The 25,178-nt window shown below is 71.3% G+C and carries 19 protein-coding genes; 10 read left to right on the top strand and 9 right to left on the bottom strand.

All coding sequences use genetic code 11. The features are described 5' to 3' along the window. Positions 1-45: 45 nt before the first annotated feature. A complete protein-coding gene (gene paaN / locus ACIOJD_RS21750) occupies positions 46-1,770 on the bottom strand; it encodes a phenylacetic acid degradation protein PaaN (RefSeq protein ID WP_401916080.1) in 1,725 nt (574 codons plus the stop codon). Positions 1,771-1,940: 170 nt separating this feature from the next. Here paaN and ACIOJD_RS21745 point away from each other — a divergent pair, with 170 nt between their 5' ends. Next, positions 1,941-3,464: a 3-hydroxyacyl-CoA dehydrogenase gene (locus ACIOJD_RS21745; protein ID WP_401916077.1), complete on the top strand. Its 1,524-nt coding sequence runs from the start codon at positions 1,941-1,943 to the stop codon at positions 3,462-3,464. Then, entirely contained in the window at positions 3,461-4,078 is a 618-nt protein-coding gene (locus ACIOJD_RS21740) for a TetR/AcrR family transcriptional regulator (protein ID WP_401916075.1), read from the top strand. Before ACIOJD_RS21745 ends, ACIOJD_RS21740 begins: the two co-directional genes overlap by 4 nt. Before the next feature lie 46 nt (positions 4,079-4,124). Here the strand turns inward: ACIOJD_RS21740 and ACIOJD_RS21735 are convergent, their stop codons facing one another. Then, positions 4,125-4,652 (bottom strand): Lrp/AsnC family transcriptional regulator, encoded by a 528-nt coding sequence (locus ACIOJD_RS21735; protein WP_401917089.1) that lies wholly within the window; start codon positions 4,650-4,652, stop codon positions 4,125-4,127. A gap of 190 nt (positions 4,653-4,842) precedes the next feature. On the opposite strand from ACIOJD_RS21735, the gene pdhA reads away from it, so the two are divergent. The 7 genes from pdhA (at position 4,843) to ACIOJD_RS21700 (ending at position 13,430) form a co-directional block, all read left to right on the top strand. Beyond that, the gene (pdhA, locus tag ACIOJD_RS21730) at positions 4,843-6,006 is read left to right on the top strand and encodes a pyruvate dehydrogenase (acetyl-transferring) E1 component subunit alpha (RefSeq protein ID WP_401916073.1); all 1,164 of its coding nucleotides are present in this window, start codon (positions 4,843-4,845) and stop codon (positions 6,004-6,006) included. Continuing rightward, positions 6,003-7,007 (top strand): alpha-ketoacid dehydrogenase subunit beta, encoded by a 1,005-nt coding sequence (locus ACIOJD_RS21725; protein ID WP_401916071.1) that lies wholly within the window; start codon positions 6,003-6,005, stop codon positions 7,005-7,007. Before pdhA ends, ACIOJD_RS21725 begins: the two co-directional genes overlap by 4 nt. Beyond that, complete coding sequence (locus ACIOJD_RS21720) at positions 7,007-8,446, top strand: dihydrolipoamide acetyltransferase family protein (RefSeq protein ID WP_401916068.1); 1,440 nt, start codon at positions 7,007-7,009, stop codon at positions 8,444-8,446. Before ACIOJD_RS21725 ends, ACIOJD_RS21720 begins: the two co-directional genes overlap by 1 nt. Positions 8,447-8,594: 148 nt before the next feature. Then, on the top strand, positions 8,595-9,488 hold the full coding sequence (locus ACIOJD_RS21715) for an NTP transferase domain-containing protein (RefSeq protein ID WP_401916066.1): 894 nt from the start codon (positions 8,595-8,597) through the stop codon (positions 9,486-9,488). Next, positions 9,485-11,116, top strand: coding sequence for a molybdopterin molybdotransferase MoeA (locus ACIOJD_RS21710; protein WP_401916063.1), 1,632 nt, complete (start codon positions 9,485-9,487; stop codon positions 11,114-11,116). The genes ACIOJD_RS21715 and ACIOJD_RS21710 overlap by 4 nt, the downstream gene beginning before the upstream one ends. Beyond that, positions 11,080-12,192 (top strand): potassium channel family protein, encoded by a 1,113-nt coding sequence (locus ACIOJD_RS21705; protein WP_401916062.1) that lies wholly within the window; start codon positions 11,080-11,082, stop codon positions 12,190-12,192. Before ACIOJD_RS21710 ends, ACIOJD_RS21705 begins: the two co-directional genes overlap by 37 nt. Before the next feature lie 248 nt (positions 12,193-12,440). After that, on the top strand, positions 12,441-13,430 hold the full coding sequence (locus ACIOJD_RS21700) for an NAD(P)H-quinone oxidoreductase (protein WP_401916059.1): 990 nt from the start codon (positions 12,441-12,443) through the stop codon (positions 13,428-13,430). Positions 13,431-13,610: 180 nt separating this feature from the next. Here ACIOJD_RS21700 and ACIOJD_RS21695 read toward each other — a convergent pair whose 3' ends face one another. From ACIOJD_RS21695 to ACIOJD_RS21670, 6 genes are all read right to left on the bottom strand, one after another. Beyond that, complete coding sequence (locus tag ACIOJD_RS21695; protein ID WP_401916056.1) at positions 13,611-14,153, bottom strand: bacterial proteasome activator family protein; 543 nt, start codon at positions 14,151-14,153, stop codon at positions 13,611-13,613. A 127-nt stretch (positions 14,154-14,280) separates the two neighbouring features. Then, positions 14,281-17,133: an FtsX-like permease family protein gene (locus tag ACIOJD_RS21690; protein ID WP_401916055.1), complete on the bottom strand. Its 2,853-nt coding sequence runs from the start codon at positions 17,131-17,133 to the stop codon at positions 14,281-14,283. Continuing rightward, the gene (locus ACIOJD_RS21685; RefSeq protein WP_401916052.1) at positions 17,130-17,846 is read right to left on the bottom strand and encodes an ABC transporter ATP-binding protein; all 717 of its coding nucleotides are present in this window, start codon (positions 17,844-17,846) and stop codon (positions 17,130-17,132) included. Before ACIOJD_RS21685 ends, ACIOJD_RS21690 begins: the two co-directional genes overlap by 4 nt. A gap of 566 nt (positions 17,847-18,412) precedes the next feature. Continuing rightward, positions 18,413-19,030: a PadR family transcriptional regulator gene (locus ACIOJD_RS21680; protein ID WP_401916050.1), complete on the bottom strand. Its 618-nt coding sequence runs from the start codon at positions 19,028-19,030 to the stop codon at positions 18,413-18,415. A gap of 145 nt (positions 19,031-19,175) precedes the next feature. After that, positions 19,176-19,877, bottom strand: coding sequence for a hypothetical protein (locus ACIOJD_RS21675; RefSeq protein ID WP_401916049.1), 702 nt, complete (start codon positions 19,875-19,877; stop codon positions 19,176-19,178). 278 nt (positions 19,878-20,155) lie between these two features. Beyond that, on the bottom strand, positions 20,156-21,868 hold the full coding sequence (locus ACIOJD_RS21670) for a protein kinase (protein ID WP_401916046.1): 1,713 nt from the start codon (positions 21,866-21,868) through the stop codon (positions 20,156-20,158). Positions 21,869-22,357: 489 nt separating this feature from the next. On the opposite strand from ACIOJD_RS21670, the gene ACIOJD_RS21665 reads away from it, so the two are divergent. Beyond that, positions 22,358-23,941: a protein kinase gene (locus ACIOJD_RS21665; RefSeq protein WP_401916043.1), complete on the top strand. Its 1,584-nt coding sequence runs from the start codon at positions 22,358-22,360 to the stop codon at positions 23,939-23,941. 73 nt (positions 23,942-24,014) lie between these two features. On the opposite strand, the gene ACIOJD_RS21660 is transcribed toward ACIOJD_RS21665, so the two are convergent. Continuing rightward, positions 24,015-24,989, bottom strand: a complete 975-nt coding sequence (locus tag ACIOJD_RS21660; protein ID WP_401916041.1) for a phosphotransferase — start codon at positions 24,987-24,989, stop codon at positions 24,015-24,017. Positions 24,990-25,178: the final 189 nt, after the last annotated feature.

The following is a 25,178-nucleotide window of genomic DNA, read 5'->3' as shown; positions in this document are numbered from 1 at the left end:
CCCGTGACCCGGGCTGGTGGTCAGGCGCCCGCCCCGTGACCGGGCTCAGGCCTGGCGCCTGACCTCCACCACCCGGAAGCGGTTCGCGACGAATGCCGCGTCGCACAGCGCCGCGTTGGCCGCCGGGTTGCCCCCGGAGCCGTGGAAGTCGGAGAAGGCCGCGGTCTGGTTCACATACACCCCGCCCGTGAGATTCAGCGAAAGCTGCGCGGACTCGTCCAGGCAGACCTCCTCGAGCGCGCGCTCCGTCTCCGGCGAGGTCGTGTACGCGCCGACGGTCATCGCGCCCTTGTCCCGCACGGTGCGCCGCAGCAGCTCCAGCGCGTCCGCCGTCGAATCCACGGCGACCGCGAACGACACCGGGCCGAAGCACTCGGAGAGATACGGCACCTCCGCCGCTTCGCCCGTGGACCCGCCCTCCCAGGACTTCTCCCACACCTTGCGGGCACCGTCGGCCTTCACGATCGCGGGCGTCCGGACCACGGCGTCCGGGAAGTCCGGATGGGCGACCTCGCGCGAGGGGAGCGCGACGTCCCCCAGTCCGGCGGCCGCCTCCAGGCGGGCCTTCACATCGGGGTTGACCAGCGCGCCCAGCAGCGCGTTGGCACGGGCGTCGTCGCCCAGCAGGGCGCTCACCGAGGCCGCGAGATCGGCCACCACGTCGTCGTACGACTTGTCGCCCGCGTCCGTGGCGATGCCGTCCCGGGGGATCAGCAGGTTCTGCGGTGTGGTGCACATCTGACCGCTGTAGAGGGACAGTGAGAAGGCGAGGTTGGCGAGCATGCCCTTGTAGTCGTCGGTGGAGTCGATGACCACGGTGTTGACGCCGGCCTTCTCCGTGTAGACCTGCGCCTGGCCGGCGTGGGTCTCCAGCCAGGTGCCGAACGCGGTGGATCCGGTGTAGTCGATGATCCGGATCTCGGGGCGCACGGCCAGCGACTTGGCGATGCCCTCGCCGGGACGCTCCACGGCCAGGGCGACCAGATTCGGGTCGAAGCCGGCTTCGGCGAGCACCTCGCGGGCCACCTTGACCGTCAGCGCGAGCGGCAGGACCGCGCGCGGATGCGGCTTGACCAGGACCGGATTGCCGGTGGCCAGGGAGGCGAACAGGCCCGGGTAGCCGTTCCACGTCGGGAAGGTGTTGCAGCCGATCAGCAGCGCGATCCCGCGCGGGGCTGCCGTGAAGGACTTCCGCAGCTCAAGAGGGTCGCGCTTGCCCTGCGGCTTGGACCAGTCCGCGGCGGCGGGCGTACGGGTCTGCTCCTGATACGCGTACGCCACGGCCTCCAGGCCGCGGTCCTGGGCGTGCGGGCCGCCCGCCTGGAACGCCATCATGAAGGCCTGTCCGCTGGTGTGCATCACCGCCTGTGCGAACTCGTGCGTGCGGGCGCTGATCCGCGCCAGGATCTCCAGACAGACCAGGGCGCGAGTCTCGGGACCCGCCGCGCGCCACGCGCCCATGCCCGCGCGCAGGGCGGGCAGCAGCACGTCCATGTCCGCGTGCGGATACTCGATCTCCAGCGCGGGCCCGTACGGAGAGATCTCGCCGCCCGTCCAGCCGTCCAGGCCCGGCTGATCCAGCTCGAAGCGGGTCCCGCACAGCGCCTCGAAGGCCGCGAGGCCATCGGCGGGCGCGCTCTCGCCGTACGCCTTGGGATGCTCGGGGTGCGGCGACCAGTACGCGCGGGTGCGGATCGTGTCGAGGGCCTGGTCGAGCGTGGGCCGGTGCTTCTCGGAGAGCTGCTGGGGACTGAGCTGTGCGGCGGCCATGACGGACCCACTCCTCGGTCGGGCTGAGCATCAGGGGCACGGGCAGGGATGTGAGCGGACGGACAGAGTTAGAGTAACCGAACGATCGGTCGGGGCAAGAGAGTCCGCCGAAACCTGTGGATAACTCGGCCGTGGACCACTCGGCCCACTCATACGGGAGGATTGCGCCCATGACAGCAATCGAGCCCGACCGTGTCGTCGCGGTTGTCGGCGCCGGCACGATGGGCCAGGGCATAGCCCAGGTGGCGCTGGTCGCCGGCCATTCCGTACGGATCCACGACACCGTGCCGGGCCGCGCGGAGCAGGCCGCCACATCCATCGCCGGGCGACTCGACCGGCTGGTCGAGAAGGGCCGGCTCGACGCGGCGGCGCGTGAGTCCGCGTCGGCGCGGCTGCACCCGGCCGCGGAACTCGCCGAACTGGCCGATTCGGCGCTCGTCGTCGAAGCCGTCCTGGAACGCCTCTCCGTCAAGCGGGAGCTGTTCGCGGCCCTGGAGGACATCGTTTCCGACGACTGTCTGCTCGCCACCAACACCTCCTCCCTCTCCGTCACCGCCGTCGGCGGCGCGCTGCGCCGTCCGGGCCGCTTCGTCGGACTGCACTTCTTCAACCCGGCGCCCCTCCTGCCGCTCGTGGAGGTCGTCAGCGGCTTCGCGACCGACGGCACGGCCGCCGACCGCGCGTACGAGACGGCACGGGCCTGGGGCAAGACTCCGGTGCGCTGCGCCGACACCCCCGGGTTCATCGTCAACCGCATCGCGCGCCCCTTCTACGCCGAAGCGCTGCGCGTGTACGAGGAGCGGGCCGCCGATCCCGCCACGATCGACGCGGTGCTGCGCGAGTGCGGGGGCTTTCGGATGGGGCCCTTCGAGCTGACCGACCTGATCGGCCAGGACGTCAACGAGGCCGTCACCCGGTCCGTCTGGGAATCCTTTTTCCATGACGTGAAGTTCACGCCGTCGCTCGCCCAGCGCAGGCTGGTCGAGTCCGGGCGCCTGGGCCGCAAGTCGGGCCAGGGCTGGTTCCCGTACGGCGAGGACGCCGCGCCGAGGCCGAGAGCGCACACCGCGGGGCCCGCGCCCGCGCCCACCTCGATCACCGTCCAGGGCGAGCTGTACGCGGCGTCCGCTCTGCCCGGCCTGTTCGAGGAGGCGGGCATCGAGGTCATCCGTGAGGACGACGCCGTGCCCGACTACCCGGGCTGGATCGAGCTGTCCAACGGCACACGCCTCTTCTTGGCGGACGGTACGGCGGCCGACGACGCCGGGATGCCCGTCATCCACTTCGACCTGGCACTGGACTACCGGGAGGCGACCCGGATCGCCCTCGCGCCGGCCGCCCGGGTGGAGTCGACGGCCGTGGAGGAGGCCGTCGGCCTCTTCCAGGCGCTGGGCAAGGACGTCAGCGTGATCGCCGACGTCCCCGGCATGATCGTGGCCCGCACGGTCGCGATGCTGGCCGATTTCGCGCTCGACGCGGCCGCGCGCGAGGTGGCGGCCCCGGACGACATCGACACCGCGATGCGGCTCGGCGTCAACTACCCGCGCGGGCCCCTGGACTGGGTCCTGGAACTGGGCGTCCGGTGGGTGCTGGCCACGCTGCAGTCCCTGCACGAGGAGTACCCCACGGGCCGTTACGCCCCGTCCCAGGAACTCCGCCGTCTGGTAGCCGCGCGGGAGGAAGACGCGTCATGACCACAGCCAAGCGCGACACGTACACGCCCGAGACCCTGCTGACCGTGGCCGTCCAGGTCTTCAACGAGCGCGGGTACGACGGCACCTCCATGGAGCATCTCTCCAAGGCGGCCGGGATCTCGAAATCCTCGATATACCACCATGTCGTCGGCAAGGAGGAGCTGCTGCGCCGTGCGGTCAGCCGCGCCCTGGACGGCCTCTTCGGGATCCTCGAGGAGGAGGGGGCGACCCGCGGACGGGCCATCGGGCGGGTCGAGTACGTGACCCGCCGTACGGTCGAGGTGCTGATGGCCGAACTTCCCTATGTGACGCTGTTGCTGCGGGTCAGGGGCAACACCGGGACCGAGCGCTGGGCGATGGAACGACGCCGGGAGTTCGACCAGCGGGTGGCCGATCTGCTCAAGGCGGCCGCCGCCGACGGGGACCTGCGGGCCGATATCGACATCAGGCTGGCGACCCGGCTGCTCTTCGGCATGGTCAACTCCCTGGTGGAGTGGTACCGGCCGCACGCGGCCGGCGGCTACGACCGTGACCAGGTGGCGGACGCGGTCGTACGGCTGGCCTTCGACGGGCTGCGCACGGACCCTCAGAGTTCCCCGGGCCCACAGGGCTGAAAGACGTCCCGGAGGCCTCGGCGGGAGGCCTCGGAGGAGCCGCTTCCTAAAGAGGCGGCACGGCCGCCGAGCCCGGGTCCAGGTCCGTCTCCTCGAACACCAGCAGCGTGCGCGTCGACAGGACTTCGGGAATGGCCTGAAGCCGGGTCAGGACCAGTTCGCGCAGTGTCCGGTTGTCGGGCGTGTGCACCAGCAGCAGTACGTCGAAGTCGCCGCTGACCAGAGCGATATGCGTGGCGCCCGGCAGTTCCTGGAGCTGTTCGCGCACCGTGCGCCAGGAGTTCTGCACGATCTTCAGGGTGATGTACGCGGACGCGCCCTGACCCGCGCGTTCATGGTTGACCCGGGCGCTGAACCCCCGGATCACGCCGTCGTCGATCAGCCGGTTGATCCGGGCGTACGCGTTGGCGCGTGAGACATGGACGCGCTCGGCCACGGACCGTATGGATGCCCGGCCGTCCGTTTGCAGGATCCGGAGGATGTCCCGGTCGATCGCGTCCAGCGGACGTGGTGGGGGAACCGGATCGGCGCCGTCGCCGCCTCTGCCGGGCGTCCGGTCGGCGTCGTCGGCCATTTGTTCAGCTCCCATGTCTCCCCGCATCTCCGTCATGGACGGCCTGTTTCCATCCCAGGCTGTGGAGAACCGTTTGTCCACAGGCTGGAGCCGCCTGTAGCCAAAATGCCTGAACGACCGAACAATCGGTAGGTGAGGCGGGCGGTATCCCGACACCCCGTTCGCCCTGTTCCCATGAGGAGGTGCACGCGTGAAGAAGAGCAGTACGCCGGTCCAGGAACCGCCCGGTGGCGCCGTCCACCGGCCCACCACGCCCCCGGCATGGCAACCGCGTACCGACCCCGCACCGCTGCTCCCCGATCCCGAGCCGTACCGCGTGCTGGGTACGGACGCCGCCGCCGGCGCCGATCCCGCGCTGCTGCTGCGGCTCTACACCGAGCTGGTCCGCGGCCGGCGGTACAACACACAGGCCACGGCCCTCACCCGGCAGGGCAGGCTCGCCGTCTACCCGTCGAGCACGGGGCAGGAGGCCTGTCAGGTCGCCGCCGCGCTGGTCCTGCGGGAGCGGGACTGGCTCTTCCCGAGCTATCGCGACACCCTCGCCGCCGTGGTGCGCGGGCTCGACCCCGTACAGGCGCTGACGCTGCTGCGCGGCGACTGGCACACCGGCTACGACCCGCACGAACACCGGATCGCCCCGCTGTCCACCCCGCTCGCCACCCAGTTGCCGCATGCCGTGGGTCTGGCCCGTGCCGCTCAGCTCAAGGGGGACGATGTGGTCACGCTCGCCCTGGTGGGCGACGGTGGCACCAGCGAGGGCGACTTCCACGAGGCCCTGAACTTCGCCGCCGTATGGCGGGCCCCGGTGGTCTTCCTCGTACAGAACAACGGCTTCGCGATCTCCGTACCGCTCGACAAGCAGAGCGCGGCCCCCTCCCTGGCCCACAAGGCCGTCGGATACGGCATGCCGGGCCGGCTGGTCGACGGCAATGACGCGGTCGCGGTCCACACGGTTCTCGGCGAGGCCATGGCCCGTGCCGGGCGGGGTGAGGGACCGACGCTCGTGGAGGCCGTGACATACCGCATCGACGCCCATACGAACGCGGACGACGCGACGCGTTACCGCCGGGACGCCGAGGTCGAGACCTGGCGTGCGCACGACCCGATACGGCTGCTGGAGCACGAGCTGACGCGGCGTGGAGTGCTCGACGAGTCCGGTATCAGGACGGCCGCCGAGGCCGCCGAGACGCTGGCCACGCGGCTGCGCGAGCGGATGAACACCGAACCGCCGCTGGACCCGATGGACCTGTTCGGGCATGTCTACGCGGAACAGACCAGTCAGCTGCGCGAGCAGGCCGAGCTGCTCCGGGCCGAGCTGGACGCGGCCGGGGAAGGACCGGGTGAGGAGCGATGACCACGGTCGCGGTGAAGCCCGCCACCATGGCGCAGGCGCTCCGGCGGGCGCTGCGTGACGCGATGGCCGAGGACCCGTCCGTCCATGTCCTCGGAGAGGACGTGGGCACGCTCGGCGGAGTCTTCCGGATCACCGACGGGCTCGCCGCCGAGTTCGGCGACGACCGCTGTACGGACACCCCGCTCGCCGAGGCGGGCATCCTGGGGGCGGCCGTCGGAATGGCGATGTACGGACTGCGGCCCGTCGTGGAGATGCAGTTCGACGCCTTCGCCTATCCGTCGTTCGAGCAGTTGATCAGCCACGTGGCGAAGATGCGCAACCGCACCCGGGGCGGGATGCCGCTGCCGATCACCGTGCGGGTGCCGTACGGCGGCGGGATCGGCGGGGTCGAGCACCACAGCGACTCCTCCGAGGCGTACTACATGGCGACACCCGGCCTCCATGTCGTCACCCCGTCGACGGTCGAGGACGCGTACGGGCTGCTGCGGGCCGCGATCGCCTCCGACGACCCGGTCGTCTTCCTGGAGCCCAAGCGGCTCTACTGGTCGAAGGCTCCCTGGTCACCGGAGGCCCCGGCCGCCGTGGAGCCGGTCGGACGGGCCGTCGTGCGGCGCCGGGGCAGCAGCGCCACCCTCATCACCTACGGCCCCTCCGTGCCCGTCTGTCTGGAGGCGGCGGAGGCGGCCCGTGCCGAGGGCTGGGACCTGGAGGTCGTCGACCTGCGCTCGCTGGTGCCGTTCGACGACGAGACGGTCGCGGCATCCGTACGGAGGACGGGACGGGCGGTCGTCGTCCACGAGTCCACCGGCTTCGGCGGCCCCGGCGGGGAGATCGCCGCGCGGGTCACCGAGCGGTGCTTCCACCATCTGGAGGCACCGGTGCTGAGAGTGGCCGGATTCGACATTCCCTATCCGCCGCCCATGCTGGAGAGGCACCATCTTCCGGGAGTGGACCGGGTGCTGGACGCGGTCGCGCGGCTCCAGTGGGAGACGGAGAGCTGATGGCCCAGGTGCTGGAATTCAAACTGCCGGACCTCGGGGAAGGGCTGACCGAGGCGGAGATCGTCCGCTGGCTGGTGGCGGTGGGAGATGTCGTCGCCATAGACCAGCCGGTCGTCGAGGTCGAGACGGCCAAGGCCATGGTGGAGGTGCCCTGCCCCTACGAGGGCGTGGTGACGGCGCGCTACGGCGAGGAGGGCACGGAGTTGCCGGTCGGGGCGCCGCTGCTGACGGTGGCCGTCGGGGCGCCGGGCCCGGCCGAGGCGCTGTCGGCGGGGTCGCCCGCGGCTTCGCCGCCCCCGGCACCGCACGTGCCGGCTCCCGGCTCGAACGGCCGGGTCCCTTCGGACGGTTCGACTCGCGACGAGGCGCCGGCCGCGGCCGACGGCGCCCCGGCCGCGGCTTCCGCCTCCGCCGAGGCGTCGGGCAACGTGCTGGTCGGGTACGGGACGGGGGCGCCGGTGCCGCGCAGGCGGCGGGTCCGGCGGCCCCCGCTGTCCGAATCCACCGCGCGGCCGGTGAACGGCTCGGCCGGGCCGGTTCCCGTCGTCTCACCGCTGGTACGCCGTCTGGCCCGGGAGAACGGCCTGGATCTGCGGAACCTGACGGGCTCCGGACGGGACGGCCTGATCCTGCGGTCCGATGTCGAGCAGGCCATCCGGCGGGGCGCGATGTCCCCGGCCCTGTCCGTACCTCCCCTCGCGTCTGGGGCCACGGCTGTGCCCGCGGCCGAGCCCTCGCGGGAGCGGCCGGGAGCCACCCGGGTGCCGCTGCGAGGCGTACGGGGCGCCGCCGCGGAGAAGCTGTCCCGCAGTCGGCACGAGATCCCAGACGCGACCTGCTGGGTCGACGCGGACGCCACGGAACTCATGGCCGCCCGCACGGCGATGAACGCGGCAGGAGGGGCCAGGATCTCGCTCCTCGCCCTGCTCGCGCGGATCTGTACGGCGGCTCTCGCGCGGCATCCGGAGCTCAACTCCACCGTGGACATGGCCGCCAGGGAGATCGTGCGCCTGCCCGAGGTGCATCTGAGCTTCGCCGCGCAGACCGAGCGCGGGCTGGTCGTCCCGGTCGTACGGGACGCGCACGCGCGCTCGGCGGAGTCGCTGAGCGCCGAGTTCGCGCGGCTGACGGAGGCGGCCAGGGACGGCAGGCTGACGCCGGGCGATGTGACCGGCGGGACGTTCACGCTCAACAACTACGGGGTGTTCGGCGTCGACGGTTCCACGCCGATCATCAACCACCCCGAGGCGGCGATGCTCGGGGTCGGCCGGATCGTGCCCAAGCCCTGGGTCCACGACGGCGAACTGGCCGTCCGTCAGGTCGTCCAGCTGTCGCTCACCTTCGACCACCGTGTCTGCGACGGCGGTACGGCCGGTGGCTTCCTGCGGTACGTGGCGGACTGCGTCGAACAGCCGGCGGTACTGCTGCGCACCCTGTAGCCCTGGTGGGCCTCGCGTGGAGTTCCGCATGGAGGCGGCCCCGCGTGGAGGTCCACGTACGGGCCCGGGTCCGCGTACGGCGCTGTCCGGTGTGCGGACGGGGAACCCTGTGTGCTCCGGACGGGCCGGAGCGGCCCATACTTCAGGCATGACCGCGTATGACGCCATCGTGCTCGCCGGAGGTGCCGCCAAGCGGCTCGGCGGGATCGACAAGCCGGGAGTGCGAGTCGGGGGCCGGGCGCTGCTCGACCGGGTGCTGGCGGCATGTGAGGGGGCCGCCCGCACCGTTGTCGTGGGCGGCCGACGGCCGACGGTGCGGCCGGTGCGCTGGGCGCGCGAGGAGCCGCCCGGTGGCGGACCGCTCGCCGCGCTCGACGCGGGGGTGCGGTGCGCCGACGCGGCCACCGTGCTCGTGCTCTCGGCGGATCTGCCGTTCCTGGGAGCGGAGACGGTGCACCGGCTGATCGGGGCGCTGGACGTCTCCGGCCGCGAGGCGGCGCTGCTCACCGATGCCGGCGGCCGGGACCAGCCACTGGTCGCCGCCTACCGGACCGAGCCGTTGCGCCGCGAACTCGCTCTTCTCGCCACCGAGTACGGCAACCTCTCCGGTCTGCCGCTGCGTCTGCTGTCACAGGAACTCGACCTTGCCCGGGTCGACGCCGGGCCCCTCGCCTCCTTCGACTGCGACACCTGGGAAGACATCTCCACAGCCCGGGGCCGGATCAGAGAGCATGGGACCGTGCTGGACGAATGGATCACCGCAGTCAAGGACGAACTCGGCATCGAATTGGATGTCGACACCCACGCCCTCCTCGACCTCGCCCGCGACGCCGCGCACGGCGTTGCCCGGCCCGCGGCGCCGCTGACGACCTTCCTGGTCGGTTACGCGGCGGCCAGGGCCGGGGGAGACGGGCCCGAAGCCGTCGCCGAAGCGGCCCGCAAGGCCGCGGCGCTCGCCGTTCGCTGGGCGGACGAGGCGGCGGACGAAGGGACGGACGAAGGGACGGACACCAACGGGGACAAGAGGGACGACACCGGATGACGGCCCAGGACCGCGAGGTCGAGGGCATCGAGGATGCCCTGGCCCTGGTCGGCAGACAGCCGGCCGCGACGCACGACCCGGGCCCGGACACCGGCCCGGCGCGCCGAGCCGGCCAGGGGCCGAGCCACGGCGCGAGCCGGGGCGGTGGCGCGGAGCCGTACGACCACGCTGCGGAGCCGTACGACCACGCTGCGGATCAGGGTCACGCTGCGGATCGGGGCCACGGCCGGAGTCAGGGTTCCACGAACCCGGTCCGGGACGACCAGGCGCCCGAGGCCGCGGGCACGGACTCCCGGTCCGCCCGGCATCGGGCCGAGTCATGGGACGCGGCCCGCGCGCTCGCGGCCCGTTCGGCGCGGTCGGCTCCGGCCGCACGCGCCCGCCGGGTCCCGCTCGGCCAGGCTCTCGGTCAGGCCCTCGCCGAGCCCCTGACCGCGCTCACCGATCTGCCGTCCTTCGACACCTCGGCCATGGACGGCTGGGCGGTCTCCGGGCCGGGCCCATGGTCCGTACGGACCGTGAAGGACGCGAAGGACACAAAGAGCGTGAAGGGTGCGAAACAGGGCACCAAGGACACCGGTCGGCACGCGAGCGATACGGGTCCGAGCACGACGGACGCTCCCGCGGCAGCCGACGACAGCGGCATCCTCGCCGGACACGCGGACGCCGGGCCGCTGCCCGACGGCGAGGCGGTACGGATCGCCACCGGCGCCCGAATCCCGGCCGACGCGACCGCGGTGATCCGCAGCGAGCACGCCCGTACGGACGGCAGCGGCCGTCTTCACGCCGAGCGCGAGGTGATCCAGGGGCAGGACATCAGGCCGCGCGGCCAGGAGTGCCGTTCCGGCGACCGGCTCCTGCCCGCCGGTTCCCTGGTGACCCCGGCCGCGCTGGGTCTCGCGGCGGCGGCCGGGTACGACGAACTGCTCACCGTCCCGCGCCCGAGCGTCGAAGTGCTGGTCCTCGGCGACGAACTCCTCGCCAAGGGGCTTCCCCACGACGGGCTGATCCGCGACGCCCTGGGCCCGATGCTCGCCCCCTGGCTGCACACGCTCGGCGCCGACGTGATCGCCACCCGCCGGATCGGCGACTCCGCCGAGGCGCTGCGCCGCGCGGTCACCAAATCCACGGCGGATCTCGTGATCACCACGGGAGGTACGGCCGGGGGGCCGGTCGACCATGTCCACCCCGTCCTGCGGAAGGTGGGCGCCGAACTGCTGGTGGACGGCGTCGCCGTACGTCCGGGCCATCCCATGCTGCTGGCCCGGCTCACCTCGGGGCGGCATCTGGTGGGCCTGCCCGGCAACCCGCTCGCCGCCGTCTCGGGCCTGGTGACGCTCGCCGAGCCGCTGCTGCGCACGCTGGCGGGCCGGGCGCCCCGGACTCCGTATCACGCGCCGCTGCGCGACGCGGTACATGGTCATCCGTACGACACCCGTCTGGTGCCCTTCGTCCATCGCGACGAGGGACTCGTGCCGTTGCGTTTCAATGGCCCCGCCATGTTGCGTGGCATCGCCGCAGCCGATGGGATCGCGGTCGTGCCGCCGGGCGGCGCGCGGCCGGGTGAGGAGTTGGAAGTGCTGGATCTGCCATGGGCGGCCTCGGCCGATGGCGGGTGTTTCACGTGAAACTTCCCGGCCACGACGCGATGGCCAGGCAGGCCGACGAATATCTGGTCACCGCGCGGGTGAAGCTGCCGCGCCGCAAGGCCGTACGGCCGCTGCGCCAGGTCAGCAGGCGACTGCTGATGGCCCTGTTCGTGCTGGCCCTGACGGTCTTCATCGTCTACATCGACAACCAGGGCTACCACGACAACGCGGATGACTCGGTCGACTTCCTCGACTCCGTCTACTACGCCACCGTCACGCTCTCCACGACGGGTTACGGCGACATCGTCCCGTACAGCGACAGCGCGCGGCTTGTGAACGTGCTGCTCGTGACACCGCTTCGGGTGGTCTTTCTCATCATCCTGGTCGGCACCACTCTCGAGGTCCTCACGGAGCGCACCCGGGAGGAGTGGCGGCTGAACCGCTGGAGGTCCAACTTGCGTGACCACACCGTCATCGTCGGCTACGGCACCAAGGGCCGGTCCGCGATGCAGACCCTCCGCGCGACGGGCATCAAGAAGGAACAGATCGTCATCGTCGACCCGTCGGGCAAGGTGATCGAGGCGGCCAGCGCGGAGGGGTTCGTGGGGATCATCGGCGACGCGACCCGGAGCGACGTACTGATGCGGGCCGAACTCCAGCGCGCTCGCCAGATAGTCATCGCCACCCAGCGCGACGACACGGCGGTACTGGTCGCACTGACCGCGCGTCAGCTCAACCGGGGCGCCAAGATCGTCGCGGCCGTGCGCGAGGAGGAGAACGCGCCGCTGCTGCGCCAGTCGGGGGCCGACGCGGTGATCACCAGCGCCAGCGCGGCCGGCCGGCTGCTCGGCCTCTCGGTGCTCAGCCCCAGCGCCGGCACGGTGATGGAGGATCTGATCCAGCAGGGCAGCGGCCTCGATCTCATCGAACGCCCGGTCATAAAGTCCGAGGTGGGCCGGAGCGTACGGGAGACGGACGACCTGGTGGTGAGCGTCCTGCGCGGCCACCGGCTGCTCGGCTACGACGACCCGGCCGCGAGCCCGCTCCAGCTGACCGACCGTCTGATCACCATCGTCCGGGCGGAGAGCGCCTCGGCCCCGGACTACTCCGGCTGACGCGCGAGCTGGCGGCGGCCGGTAGCGGACCCGCGCACCGGGCCCTCGGCAACGGCGCCCTGGGATCGGTCCGTTGGCAACGGATCCTCGGCAACGGCGCCCTGGCGCCAGGCCATTGGTGACGGCTCTCGGCAACGGCGCCCCAGTGTCATGCCCTACGGCGCGGTCTGTGCGGCGGTCGCGATCCATCCCGGAGAAGGCGGCCGGGAGACCGCTCCGCAGCGCCGTCGAGGAGTAGCCTCGCGGCCATGCATGCGATCACGATTCCGGAACCCGGCGGCCCCGAGGCTCTTGTATGGGCCGAGGTGCCCGATCCTGTACCCGGCGAGGGAGAGGTCCTCGTCGAGGTCGTGGCGAGCGCCGTCAACCGCGCCGATCTGTTGCAGCGCCAGGGCTTCTACGATCCGCCGCCCGGCTCGTCCCCGTACCCCGGCCTGGAGTGCGCGGGCAGGATCACCGCACTCGGACCGGGAGTCTCCGGCTGGGCCGTCGGCGACGAGGTCTGCGCGCTGCTCGCCGGTGGTGGATACGCCGAGAAGGCCGCCGTACCGGCCGGGCAGTTGCTGCCCGTACCGGAGGGGCTGGACCTGGCCACGGCCGCGGCGCTCCCCGAGGTCACCTGCACGGTCTGGTCGAACGTCTTCATGATCTCCCACCTGCGGCCGGGCGAGACGCTGCTCGTGCACGGCGGGGCGAGCGGGATCGGCACGATGGCGATCCAGCTCGCGAAGGCCGTGGGCGCGCGGGTCGCGGTGACGGCGGGCGGTTCCGAGCGGCTGGCGCGCTGTGCCGAGCTGGGCGCGGACATCCTGATCGACTACCGTGAGCAGGACTTCGTCGAGGAGATCCGCAAGGCCACGGACGGCGCCGGCGCGGATGTCATCCTCGACATCGTCGGCGCGAAGTACCTGGAACGGAACGTGAAGGCCCTGGCCGTGAACGGCAGGCTCGCGGTGATCGGTCTCCAGGGCGGAGTGAAGGGCGAGCTCAATCTGGGCGCCCTGCTGAGCAAGCGTGGCGCCGTCACCGCGACCTCGCTGCGGGCCCGTCCGCAGGCCGAGAAGGCGGCGATCGTCGCGGCCGTACGGGAACATGTCTGGCCGCTCATCGCGGGCGGCGGCATCCGTCCGGTCGTGGACCGGTCCCTGCCGATGCCGGAGGCGGCCGACGCACACCGCGCCCTCGAAGCGGGCGGCCATGTCGGCAAGCTGCTGCTGCTCACCCCCGCGAACGCCTGACCACGTGGATCCGGCCACCGCCTGACGCGGTCCGGCGCGATCCGCCCGGGGCTCCACGATCCGCCCGGGGCCCGGTGATCTGCCCGGAGCCTCGCACTCCGGTCCGTGCAACGGCCGACGGCCCGGCACACCTCGTGGTGTGCCGGGCCGCGCGGACCGAACGGGACGAGGCCCGCAGGCTTACAGATACGGGCCCGAACGGATCGGCCCGTGCCCCTGCTCCTCGTCGTCCTCCGGCACCGAGCCCGGCGGAAGTGCGCGGCGCATCTGTTCCAGCTGGGCCCTGGCCGCCATCTGCTGGGCGAACAACGCCGTCTGGATCCCGTGGAAGAGGCCCTCCAGCCAGCCCACCAGCTGGGCCTGCGCGATACGCAGTTCCGCCTCGGAGGGGATCGCCTCGTCGGTGAAGGGAAGCGAGAGCCGCTCCAGTTCCTCGACCAGCTCGGGGGCGAGCCCGTCCTCCAGCTCCTTCACCGAGCCGGCGTGGATCTCCTTGAGGCGCACCCGGCTCGCCTCGTCCAGGGGAGCCGCCCGCACCTCCTCCAGAAGCTGCTTGATCATGCTGCCGATCCGCATGACCTTGGCGGGCTGCTCGACCATTTCCGTCACCGGGATCGCGCGTGCCTCGTCACCGGATCCACCACCGCCGAGCGCCATCCCGTCCTGTCCCACCACGAGGACATGGGGGCTGTCCTGCGACCGTTCGTTCCTCGGCATCTCCATGTTGCCCATTGTCTCGCACCTGCCCGGCACCACATGGTGTGCCCCCGTACGAAGGCGATCCACCGCAGTGATCGACCACGGTGACGCGCCTGCGTACGGGGGCACGGATCCGGTCGGGCCGGACGGTCTACGTCACCGCACGGCGCGCCACCGTCCGGTGCGAGCGCGTGACCAGGGCCGCCAGGACCGCGGCGCCCAACGGAACAGCGACCAGGAGGAGAGCCAGCGTGCCCCAGGGGATGACGATCGGTACGTGCGGCAGCGCATCGCTGACCATGCCGGAGCTGAGCGCCTCCTCGTGCCGCTCGATTCCCTCGCGGCGTTCGGTCAGCCGGAGCCCGATCGAGGGCAGCACACCGGCCGCCGAACCCAGCACCACCCCCATCGCTGCGACCACCGCGCACTGGAATCCGCTGAGCGTCCGGCGGACCCGGGCCGGGGCTCCCACCGCCGCAAGGGTTTTGAGGTCGGCCTCGGCGTCGGCCTGGGCGAGTCCGGTGGCGATACCCGCGGCGCCGATCGTGACCAGTCCCGCGAACATGGTCAGTGCCAGCAGCACGATGCCGCTCTCGTCGGTGTAGCCGTTCTCGATATAGAGGTTGGCGCCGGCGCCGGTCTTGGCGAGATCACTGTCCAGCTGCTGTTTCTGCACGCTGGTCGGCGTGGCACTGGTCGAGAAGTACGCGCCGATCGGGAAGGTGTCGATGCCCGCGGCCTTGACCGTGGCCGGGGAGACGATCATCGAGATGCCGTATGTCTCGTGCTCTCCCGGGACCTGGTGGGCCGGGAACGACTTGACGGCGCCGGGCGACGCGTTGCCCTTCTCGTTGACCGCGTCCGCCTTCTCGACGTCCGTGACCAGCCGGATGCCGATCGTGTCGCCCGTGTTCACGTTCCGCTTGTCGAGCGAGACGATCTTGCCGTCCGCCAGGGCCTTCGCCGCCGCCGGATCCTTGATGCCGAGGATCTTCAGCATCTCGGCGTCGCCGACCGCCACACCCTCGCTGAAGGCGCTGCTGTAGATGTCCGGCTCCTCGCAGCGCGGGTCCCCGGCGAACTTGCGACGCTCCGCCTCGCTGAACTTCTCCGAGACGTCCATGCCCCCGTCGTCGTACAGGGGACAGCGGTTGGCCTCGGGGATCACCACTTCGTAGCGCCCGCAGGCGTTCTGCTCCGCGTACATGACGCAGTCAGGCTTTCCGACCTTCATATGAGCCACATCGGCTCGTACGTCGGTGGGCAGATTCTTCTGAACGGCCGCGGTGAGGGCCGGAACATCCCGGCTGTCCCGCTGATCGACCGTGACGGAGACCGCGCCGCTGGGCAGCAGTGGTTCGTACGCGGCCCTGTTCTCCGCTTCGTTGCTCGCGGAATACGTGGACACCGCCACCGTGCCCGCGATCGCGGCCAGCACCGCTGCCACGGCGGGGGCCGTGCGCCCCCGGTTGCGTACGGCGTCACGCAGTGCCAGCCGTGGTGAGAGCGGCATCCAGCGGCTGATCCGGCCGAACAGGCCCACCAGGGCCGGGGTCAGCGCGACCAGGCCCAGCTCCGCGATGGCGCTGCCGCCCGCGACGATCGTGAACTGGCTGCTCACCAGCGATCCGTACAGCGCGATCGCGGCACCCAGTACGAACGCGATCAGCCCCAGGACCGGCAGCACCCTGCTGCTCTTGCGTACCCCGCGGCGGCCGGTGAGCGAGGCCAGGACAGTCTGCCGGGAGGCGGTGACGGCCGGGACGATCGCGGCCAGCAGACCCGTGAGCACGGCGAGCAGCGCGATACCGAGCAGTTCCAGCGGCCGGACGTCGAAGCTGCCGAAGCGCTTGCCCATGTAGTCCTCGAGTGCGGGACGCAGGGCGAGGGTGAGGGCGGTGCCGAGGAGCGTACCGACGACGGCCGCGGCGATACCGATCACCAGACCACCGGCGAGGACGATGGCCCGGATATGGCGCCGGTCTCCGCCGTTCGCGCCCACCAGGCCGAGCTGACGGCGCGAGCGCCGCGCGCCGACGGCGAAGGCGGGGCCGGCCAGCAGGCAGATCTCCAGCATCGCGAGGCCGACGACGGTGCCGACCACGGCCATCTCCTCCGCCTCTCCCCCGTTCTCCGAGTACCTGTTCCAGTCGTCATGCTGATACAGGGGAACGTCCGCGTCGGCGGGAGGGTTGAGGGTCACTGCGCGTGAACTCACCACGACGCCGCGGGTGTTGGCCTTCTGCACCATGTTCCACGTGAAACCACCGGAGACGCTCACCAGATGGCTGGTGTTCGAGTCCGTTCCGGCCAGTCCGTCGGCCTTCAGCGCCTTGTCGAGCGGCGCCAGGAAGGCCCCGGGAAGCGCGTTCACCTGGTCCGTGTCGAGGGCGTCGGGCAGCTCGTAGGTACCCACGATCCGGTAGTCGGCGTCGAGCCCGCGCGCGGTGAGCGTCGAGCCCACGCTCAGACCGCTGCTCTCCATGAAGTGGGTGGTCACGGCCACCTCGCCGGCCGTCTCGGGGAAGCGGCCGGTGTCGAGGGTCAAGATGCCCCGCGCCATCGGATCCGAGGCCTTCAGCTCACGGATCTCGGTGTGCAGCAGACCGTGCGTGGTGCGGAGCTTCCCGGATCCCGTCGTGTCCTCAAGCGTGGTGGCGCCCGGCGGGAAGGCCTTCGTGATGTCCGCATCACCGTCGGGCCACGACCCGCCCTCGTCGAAGTCGTCCTTCGGCATGTAGCCGTTGGGCGACTTCGGCTCCTGGAGGAGGGGCACGCCGCCCAAATGGGGATCGGTGATCCGGGCGTCGGCCCGGCCGAGGTCACGGTTCATGCTCTCCGTGACGGAGGGCTCCGAGCTGCGGATGGTCAGATCCAGGGCGCTCACGCCGAGGACGGGAAGGGCGATCATGGCCAGGACGAGGAAGCTGCGTCCCTTGAAACGCCAGGCGTCACGGCGGGCGATGCGCACCGCGGCGCGCCAGGAATGGAACCAGGTCGTCACAGCTCGGCCGCCTGGTCCGCGAGAAGCGAGTCCGGCTCACTGCGGAGGGTCTGGTCCACGACCGCGCCGTCGCGGAGGAAGACCACACGGTCGGCCCAGGCGGCGAAGCGCGGCTCGTGGGTGACCAGGATGCCGGCCGCGCCCGCGTCGCACCGGGTGCGCAGCAGGGCGAGTACGGACTCACCGGTCTCGGAGTCCAGTGCGCCGGTCGGCTCGTCGGCGAGTACCAGGCGGCGGTCGCCGACGAGCGCGCGGGCGATCGCCACGCGCTGCTGCTGGCCACCGGACATCTCGTCGGGGAAGCGGTCGGCGAGCTGTTCGAGCCCCATCTCGTTCAGTGCGGCCAGGGCCTCGACGCGTGCCTTGCGCGCGGAGACGCCGTCGAGTTCGCGGGGCAGAGCGATGTTCTCGGCCGCGGTGAGGGCGGGTATGAGGTTGTAGTCCTGGAAGACATAGCCGATGCTGCGGCGGCGCAGGGCCGCGAGCTTCTTGCGGTTGGCGGTGTTGATCTCGGTGCCCTCGACGATCACGCGGCCCGAGGTGGGTGTGTCGAGGCCGCCGGCGATGGTGAGCAGCGTGGACTTGCCGGAGCCGGAGGGGCCCATGACGGCGACCAGTTCGCCGGGGAACACATCGAGGTTGATACCGCGCAGGGCGTGCACCTCGGTGGCGCCGCTGCCATGGACACGGGTCAGTTCCTGGAGTCGCAGCACGGGCGTACGCGCCTGTTGGGACTGAGGTGACTGAGGTGACTGATGTTCCTGGTGGGCTTGGCGAGGCTTATGTGACTTACGAGACATGAGGGATCCCCCTTCGGCGGATGCCTGCGAAGACATACGCATGAGCGGATGGGCGTGAGGAGTCAGAGGCGGGGCGAGACGCGTGGTGACGGTCGGCCCCGAGGCGTCCGGCGGGTACGTACGGGCGCCGGACATGTACGGGCACTGCTGCGGCAAAGGCGGCAAAGGCGGCGAAACCGGCGGGCGCCGGAGCGGTGAAGGGAGCCGGAGCCACAGGCGGCGGGTCCGGCTCCGTGGCCCCCGGAGCCCTACGGTCCCGGAGCCCTACGGTCCCGGAGCCCTACGGTCCCGGGGCCCTACGGTCCTGCGTTCCGAGGTCCCGCGTTCAACGGTCCTGCGGGTTCACGGTCTTGCTGGGGTTCACGGTCCTGCGGGTTCATGGTCTTGCTGGGATGCACGGTTCTGCGGGTTCACGGTCCTGTCGGCTCACGGGCTGTCGGGTCCTGTGGATCCACAGGACCCGACGGGTCCCGTTGGGCTCACCGGCCGTCGGCCTCCTCCCGCGCGGCCCTCACCGGCATCTTCGGTCGGGGCAACCCGGGTGAGGGCTTGACCGGTTCCGGCATCATCGAGAGGCGGATCAACCGCTGCTCGGAGTGGTCGAGCCAGCGGGCCTCGGCCTCCGTCTGGAAGATCAGCTGTTCGAGGACGAGCAGCCAGGCCACCTCGTCCCGGTCGGCCGGAGCGGTGTCCAGGGCCTGGGCCTTGAGCCGCGTGTAGTCCTGCATCGCCTTGATGGTGTGCCGGCGCTGCGACTGGATGACCTCGCGGATGTCGACCCCCGGCGCGCCCACGGCCATCGCGAGCTTGATCGCCAGCTCGTCCCGGGGCGGGCTGGCGCGGTCGACGGGCGTACGGAACCAGGACTTCAGCTCCACGCGGCCGTCGTCGGTGATCGCGTAGAGCGTGTGGCCCGCGTCGTCCTCGCCGTCCTGCGTGACCATGCCGTCCCGCTCCAGACGGGCCAGGGTCGTATAGACCTGACCGATATTGAGCGGCCATGTGGAACCGGTGCGGGTCTCGAACTCCGTACGGAGCTGAGAGCCATAGCGAGGACCGTGTTCCAGCAGCGCGAGTAGTCCATGGCGGATCGACATACTGAGTATGTTGCCCTGGAACGGGGTCTCTCACAAGCGACTTGAGGCGGAGCCTGTAAGTACGTCGTAAGGATGACAAGCGTTCGGTGGCGAGGGCGGAACCGAGGGTGAGCGGCGAGGGCCTCCGACGGCTCACAGGCGCTGCTCAGCGGCGCCGGAGTCGCAGTCCGAGGAAGCCGAGCCCGAGCCCGAGCAGCGTGATTCCGGCGCCCATGGTCAGTACGACGACGGGCCGCGTGGCGGTCTCCGTGACGTCCTGGGTTTCGGACTTACGGGCAGCGGACGGCGGATGGTCCCGGGGCGCGGCGGGTGTCCGGGAGGGGCGGGTCTGCTCCTCCGCCGGCTCTTCCGCGTCCCCCGTCCCCTCCTCGTCCCCTCCCTCCTCTTCTCCGTCCTCGTCCGTTCCCTCTGCCTCGGCCGCTCCACTCGGGCTCCGGCCGGACGACGAGGCGGACGCGGAAGGGGGCGCCGCCGTATCGGAGGAGGAAGAAGCCGACGTCGAAGGGGAGGCCGCTGAAGAGGAAGCCGCCGAAGAGGAGAACGTAGAGGAGGAAGCCGCGGCTGACCGCTCGGGGCGGGCCGTCCCGTCCCGTTCCTCGTCCTCGTCGCTGCTCCCGCTCGGGTTCGCGTCCGCCGTCGAATCGGCGTCGGCCCCCGCCGGCCGCCCCGGCCGTGGGCGTCCCTCGCCCGCCGGATGCCCGGCCAGGGAGTCCGCCGACCCCCCGGACGCGGCGGGAGGGGCGGCGGGCGGCGAGGACTCCTTCGCGTACGCGACCGGTGCGGCGAGCGCGGCCATCAGCAAGGACGAGACCGCGATCGCGCAAGGAGTGCGGAGCGTTGGAGTCACCTACTCAGAGTCACATGAGGGGATAACTCCGGCATCTCGAATGTTCCGGATGCGACACGTACGGATGAGACACACACGGAAATAAGGCACATACGTACGCGGCCTCTACGTACGCGGCCTCTACGTACGCGGCCTCTACGTACGCGGCCTCTACGTACGCGGCCTCTACGTACGCGGCCTCTACGTACGCGGCCCACACGTACGCGGCCCGAACGGACGAGGGCGCGCCCCCGCGAACGAGGGCGCGCCCCCCCCGCGGACGAACGCCCCCCGGCCGCCTATCCGGCGTTGCCGGTGGAGATCGTCAGCTCGAACTCCTGCTCCTTGGGCAGCACGGCGGCGCCCGGCCGCGGGTACTGGTCGACCACGATGTCCTCGGCCTGGGAGCCGTCGTCCTGCTTCTTCGGCTCCGACCATGTCCAGCCGGCCGCGCGCAGGCAGTCCTTCACCGAGAGGATGTCCTTGTAGCGCAGGTCGGGAGCCGTCACCCGGGACGGGTCCGTGGCGTCCTCCGAAGCTTCCGAGCACTCCGAGGCTTTGATCGTCCGGTTCCGCTCCGGGGGGCGGTGATCCGCCGCCACGCTCGCGCTCTCGACGGGGCCCGCCTCGCCGCCCTCGTCGTCGCCCTTCATCGACAGCGCCGTGGCCAAACCGGCGATCGCCACGACCGCGACCGCGATCGAGCCCACGACGACCGGCATGTTCCGCTTGCCGCCGCCGTTTCCCGCACCGTTGCCGATGCCGCTTCCCGAGCCGTTCGTACCGCCATGAGGGCCCTGGCCGTTGTGGCCGGAACCCGCCATCTGCTGCTGCGGGGTGGTGTACGGCGACGGCGTGGGCGCCTGGTAGGCCGGGGCCGCCTGGGGATAGCCGTAGCCGGGGCCGGGCGCCTGCATCGGGGGCGGCGTCTGCATGTGCGAAGGCGTCGGAGGACCGTACGGACCCGGCTGGTACGGCGACTGCACGCTCTGCGGGGGCGGAGTCGGCGCCGGCATCGACTGGTCCACCGGCGGGAAGACCGCCGAGCCCACGCCCGAGCCGCTGCTGTTCTGCGGGGCGCCCTGCACGATCACCGGGGCGCCCGTCTGCGCGGCGGGCAGCACGCGCGCGCACTCGTCGCGCATCGCCTCCGCGCTCGGGAAGCGTTCGTTCGGATTCTTCTTCAGCGCCCGCGCCACCAGCGCGTCCACCGCCGGGGTGATCGCGCGGTTGAAGCTGGACGGAGCGACGGGCTCCTCCTGCACATGCGCGTACGCGATCGCCAGCGGCGAGTCCGCGTCGAACGGCAGTCGGCCCGTCAGCAGCTGGAAGAGCATGATGCCGACCGAGTACAGGTCGGAGCGGGCGTCGACACCGCGCCCCAGCGCCTGCTCGGGCGACAGGTACTGGGGCGTGCCGACGACCATGCCGGTCTGGGTCATCGACGTGACACCCGACTGCATGGCGCGCGCGATGCCGAAGTCCATCACCTTGACGATGCCGCGCTTGGTGATCATCACGTTGCCGGGCTTGATGTCCCGGTGGACCAGGCCCATCTCGTGGCTGGTCTCCAGCGCGGCCAGCACATCCGCCGTCACCTTGAGCGCCTTGTCGGCCGGCATCGCGCCGTACCGCGCGATGTCCGCCTGGAGTACGGAGCCGAGCGGCTGCCCCTCGACGTACTCCATGACGATGTACGGCATCATCGCGCCGGACCCCTCGGCGGAGCCGTTCTCGTCGAGCGTGTCCTCGCCGGTGTCGAAGACCGAGACGATGTTGGTGTGCGACAGCTTGGCGACGGCCTGGGCCTCGCGGCGGAAGCGCTCGCGGAAGGACTGCTCCCGGCCCAGCTCCGTGTGGAGTGTCTTGATGGCGACCTGGCGGTCCAGCGCGGCGTCGTAGGCCAGGTATACGGACGCCATCCCGCCCTCGCCGAGCAGGTCGCGAAGCTGGTACCGGCCGCCCGCGACCGAACCGCCCGCATAGCGGCCCTGTGCGCCGTCCTGGCTCATGACTGTGCTTCCCCCTCGGCGCGCTGACGCGTCGTGCTGAACCCGTTGCCGGACCCGTCGCCGAATCCGTTGTCCGTTACCGAACCCGTGTGCCGAACGCGACACCGCTCACGCTCTGTTGCCGAGGTGCCGAACCCGTCGCGAACCGCGGTGACATCGGCACAGTGATCCATCGACACAGTGATCCACTGATCCACTGATCCGCTATTACGGGCCAAGTCTGCCGCAGGGCACCGACACGTCAAGCCAGGTGCCCGTTCCGTGACCGTAAGCACAGCAAGAGTCTCGGAAGCGTTACAGGAAACCCATGGAATTTGCATGGGTGACGCCGTAGCGGGTTTCATGGCCGGTCCATCCTGGACCGGCGTGTCACCCGAAGGCTGTAGCGTGATGTGCCATAGCCACCCTTGAATCACCCCCTGAGACACACAGACCCACCGCCGGCCGCACGCGCGGTCACCGAGCGGACAGAAACGACGGCGAGGACTGATGGCACCCGAACCCGAAGCAGGCGGCGGAGTGTCGGATGCTGCGGACTCCTGGGGCGACGGCGGGCTCGTCGGTGGGCTGGTCGGAGACGGCCGCTACCGAATGACCCACCGCCTCGGCCGCGGCGGTATGGCCGAGGTGTTCGCGGCCGAGGACGTACGGCTCGGACGCACCGTCGCCGTCAAGCTGCTCCGCGCGGATCTCGCCGAGGACCCGATCTCCAAGGCCCGTTTCACGCGCGAGGCCCAGTCGGTCGCGGGCCTCAACCACCACGCGGTGGTCGCGGTGTACGACTCCGGCGAGGACACGGTCAACGGGCAGACCGTCCCGTACATCGTGATGGAGCTGGTCGAGGGCCGCACCATCCGTGACCTGCTGATCAGCGCCGACGCCCCGCCGCCCGAGCAGGCGCTGATCATCGTCTCCGGTGTGCTGGAGGCGCTGGCCTACTCGCACCAGCACGGCATCGTGCACCGTGACATCAAGCCCGCCAACGTGATCATCACGGACGCGGGCGCGGTCAAGGTGATGGACTTCGGCATCGCGCGCGCCCTGCACGGTGCGCAGTCGACGATGACCCAGACCGGCATGGTCATGGGCACGCCGCAGTACCTCTCCCCCGAGCAGGCGCTGGGCAAGGCCGTCGACCACCGCAGCGACCTGTACGCGACGGGCTGCCTGCTCTACGAACTCCTCGCGCTGAGACCCCCGTTCACCGGTGAGACCCCGCTCTCCGTGGTCTACCAGCATGTCCAGGACATCCCGGTGCCGCCCTCCGAGGTCGCGGACGTGGCCCCGCCGGAGCTGGACGGACTGGTCATGCGCTCGCTCGCGAAGGAGCCCGACGACCGGTTCCAGAGCGCCGAGGAGATGCGCGGGCTGGTCCAGTACGGCCTGCAGATGCTCCAGCAGCAGGGCAGCCACACCGGTATGTGGAACACCGGCGCGGTCGACCCGCACATGGGCGGCAGCACCCCGGCGATGGGCATGTCCGCGACGACGGCGATGGCCCACCCGCCGCACCACGACACCTCGCAGGGCCCGATCCTGCCGCCGATGAACCCCGACGACGGCGGGTACGACGGTCACCGCCGCCGGGGCAACGGCGGTCGCGGCAAGATGTATCTCTTCGTCGCGCTCGCGCTGATCGCGATCGTGGCGGGGGTGGCGTACGCGATCAACTCCGTGGGAAAAACGGGCACAGGCGACAAGACGGACAACTCGCCGTCGGTCAGCACGAGTGAGTCGGCGCCGACCGACGATCCGACGCCTTCGGAGGAGCAGAGCACCGAGGAGAGCGAGGAGACGGACAACTCCTCGGGCGGGAACCAGAATCCGGGGTGGACGCCCTCGTACTCGCCGTCGTTCACGCCCAGTCCGTCCGGCGTGCCGACCAACGACACGCAACCCACGGCCGATCCGGGTGAGACGGACGACACCGGTGACAACAACGGGGGCGGCGGCGAGACGGACGACGAGGATCCGCCGCCGGTCGAGAACGATCCCACCGGGGGCACCCCGCCGACCGGCGACACCAACGCGGGCAGCTCCGCGGGCGCCGACACGGCCGGCGCCGTCGGCTGACACGCGCGGGTAAGGAAGGAGGGCGGGGAGGGCGCGTGCCCTCCCCGCCCTCCTTCTTTGCGGTCGCCCCGCGTCACCCCGCGAAGGCCTCGCGGACCGCCTCGTACTCCCGCGTCCACCAGACCGCCAGGGCCGACACCGCGGCGAACAGCGGGTCGGCCCTCCGGTCGTCCAGCTGGTACCGCCAGCGCAGTATCCAGAAGTCGTTGAGCCGCTCCCACCACACCCGGTGCACGGCCGCGGCCAGTTCGTCGGCGCCCGCCCCGGCCGCCCGGCGGTAGGCGCGCGCGTACGCCCGTACCTTCGGCAGTTCCAGTTCGCCGGTCGGCCGGACGAAGAAGATCGCGGCCGCCCGTACCGCCTCCTCGGCGCGCGGCTGTACGCCCAGCCGGTCCCAGTCGACAATCGCGGCCGGTTCCGCGCCCCGGTAGAGCAGGTTCAGCGGGTGGAAGTCGCCGTGCACCCAGCCCGTGGCCGGCTCGGCGCCGGGTGGCGGGCGGCGGTGGGCATGGCGCTCCAGCAGGGCGCGGCGCTCCAGCAGGCGGTGTTCGGCCAGTGAGTCGAAGACGTTGCGGGGGGTACGGTCCCGGGCCAGGCCCAGCAGTTCGTCGATCAGCGCGAAGGTGTCCGCCGGGTCCGGACTCTCGTGTGTGAGTGCCGCCGGGTCCGGCCCCATCACCTGCTCCAGGCAGGTGTGTACGAGCCCGAGGAGCCCGCCGAGCCGCTTCGACGCGGCGGATGTCAGCTGGGCGCCGTCGCGGTGGCGCCCGTCGACCCAGGGGTGCAGGGCGTAGCAGTGGCCGCCGATCACCGCGACGGTGTCGCCGTCGGTCTTCTCGACGGGCGGGGCGACGGGCACGCCGAGCGTCTGGAGCCGCTGGGTGGCGCGGTGCTGGCGGGCGATGGCCTCGTGGTCGCCGTCCAGATGGTGTTTCAGGAAGTAGCGGCCCCGGGTCGTGGAGAGCCGGTAGCCGCGGTTGAGCAGTCCCTGGGCGACGGGTTCGCAGGACAGGGGCTCGCCCGCGTTCCGGTAGCGGCGGAGCAGCATACGGACGGGCGGGGCGGAGACATGCGCCGGCCCGTGACCCTGCTCCGGCCCGTGGCCCTGCTCCTGTCCATGACCCTGCTCCTGCGCTTGGCCCTGCTCCTGCCCATGCGCCCGCCCTTGCCCGTGCCCGGTGGGGCCGGGATGCGGGGCGGGAGGTGTGTGAGGGCTGTGAGGGGCATGCGGGGCGCG

The sequence above is a fragment of the Streptomyces sp. NPDC088116 genome, from assembly GCF_044741745.1.
GTDB lineage: Bacteria > Actinomycetota > Actinomycetes > Streptomycetales > Streptomycetaceae > Streptomyces.
Note: the sequence above shows the minus strand (reverse complement) of the source record. Positions and strands in the feature narration are given on the sequence as shown.

Bases quoted from the DNA above. Each gene is read 5' to 3' on its own strand.
- paaN (WP_401916080.1), bottom strand. From the start codon at position 1,770: ATGGCCGCCGCACAGCTCAGTCCCCAGCAGCTCTCCGAGAAGCACCGG.
- ACIOJD_RS21745 (WP_401916077.1), top strand. From the start codon at position 1,941: ATGACAGCAATCGAGCCCGACCGTGTCGTCGCGGTTGTCGGCGCCGGC.
- ACIOJD_RS21740 (WP_401916075.1), top strand. From the start codon at position 3,461: ATGACCACAGCCAAGCGCGACACGTACACGCCCGAGACCCTGCTGACC.
- ACIOJD_RS21735 (WP_401917089.1), bottom strand. From the start codon at position 4,652: ATGGCCGACGACGCCGACCGGACGCCCGGCAGAGGCGGCGACGGCGCC.
- ACIOJD_RS21725 (WP_401916071.1), top strand. From the start codon at position 6,003: ATGACCACGGTCGCGGTGAAGCCCGCCACCATGGCGCAGGCGCTCCGG.
- ACIOJD_RS21720 (WP_401916068.1), top strand. From the start codon at position 7,007: ATGGCCCAGGTGCTGGAATTCAAACTGCCGGACCTCGGGGAAGGGCTG.
- ACIOJD_RS21715 (WP_401916066.1), top strand. From the start codon at position 8,595: ATGACCGCGTATGACGCCATCGTGCTCGCCGGAGGTGCCGCCAAGCGG.
- ACIOJD_RS21710 (WP_401916063.1), top strand. From the start codon at position 9,485: ATGACGGCCCAGGACCGCGAGGTCGAGGGCATCGAGGATGCCCTGGCC.
- ACIOJD_RS21705 (WP_401916062.1), top strand. From the start codon at position 11,080: ATGGGCGGCCTCGGCCGATGGCGGGTGTTTCACGTGAAACTTCCCGGC.
- ACIOJD_RS21700 (WP_401916059.1), top strand. From the start codon at position 12,441: ATGCATGCGATCACGATTCCGGAACCCGGCGGCCCCGAGGCTCTTGTA.
- ACIOJD_RS21695 (WP_401916056.1), bottom strand. From the start codon at position 14,153: ATGGAGATGCCGAGGAACGAACGGTCGCAGGACAGCCCCCATGTCCTC.
- ACIOJD_RS21680 (WP_401916050.1), bottom strand. From the start codon at position 19,030: ATGTCGATCCGCCATGGACTACTCGCGCTGCTGGAACACGGTCCTCGC.
- ACIOJD_RS21670 (WP_401916046.1), bottom strand. From the start codon at position 21,868: ATGAGCCAGGACGGCGCACAGGGCCGCTATGCGGGCGGTTCGGTCGCG.
- ACIOJD_RS21665 (WP_401916043.1), top strand. From the start codon at position 22,358: ATGGCACCCGAACCCGAAGCAGGCGGCGGAGTGTCGGATGCTGCGGAC.
- ACIOJD_RS21660 (WP_401916041.1), bottom strand. From the start codon at position 24,989: ATGCTGCTCCGCCGCTACCGGAACGCGGGCGAGCCCCTGTCCTGCGAA.